Origin of the sequence: Enterobacter sp. PP-008-ECC_S150, assembly GCF_045257065.1 — a bacterium.
Taxonomy (GTDB): Bacteria; Pseudomonadota; Gammaproteobacteria; order Enterobacterales; family Enterobacteriaceae; genus Enterobacter; species Enterobacter chengduensis.
This window is the reverse complement of sequence record NZ_JBJHHG010000078.1, coordinates 1-815: the sequence shown is the minus strand read 5'-3', so window position 1 is coordinate 815 and position 815 is coordinate 1. Positions and strand designations below refer to the sequence as shown.

The following is an 815-nucleotide window of genomic DNA, read 5'->3' as shown; positions in this document are numbered from 1 at the left end:
AAACCTTGGAATTGACAGGGTGGAGCAGCTCAATAACGAAACGAAAATTTATGCTGGGGATGATCACTCCATATTTTTATCAATAAGAATTGATGGCCTGTGGGGTATTTACGATCCACTACATGGCTTTATTCCTCTGGGTATTGAGCAGGGTGGAACAGGGGCCAGAGATGCGGACGGGGCCAAGAAAAACCTAGAGCTTGACCGCATTCAACAGCGGCCCGGTGAAACGGTAATGTTCAGCGATGCGACCAAAACGAAATTTATGACGGCGCGTTCAGACAATACCTGGGGTTATTACAACGATGATCTGCAAACGTTCATTGCGCTGCCTGTCAGTGCAGGCGGTACTGGTTCGCTGAACTCAGCAGGAGCAAGGACCAATCTCGGACTTGGGGCCGTAGCCACTGAGGATAAAGTTCCCCTCACTAAAGGCGGAACAGGTGCGACGGATGCAACAGGTGCAAGAATCAACCTTTCTCTTGACCGTATAGAGCAGCGTCCCAATGAAACCGTGATGTTCGGTGATGCATTCAAAGACAAATATCTTACTGCACGAACAGATAACTCCTGGGGTTATTACAACACGAGCCTTGGCAAATTCATCCCATTATCAGTAGTTGCAGGTGGTACAGGCGCGAACGATGCCCCAACGGCCAGAAATAACCTGGGGATGGGTAATGCAGCAACAGGCCATGTAAGAACCGGCAAGATATCTATGGCAGGAGATAAATTCTTTTCGACCCCGTTCCCGAACGAATGCACAGCAATCACGTTCGGAGTTCTTATCGGCCAGACATGGATGTTCTCTCCCT

1 pseudogene is annotated in these 815 nt (G+C 49.2%); it reads left to right on the top strand.

From position 1 onward, the window contains the following. A pseudogene (locus tag ACJBF3_RS26100) lies at positions 1–815 on the top strand (hypothetical protein); the annotation flags it as partial.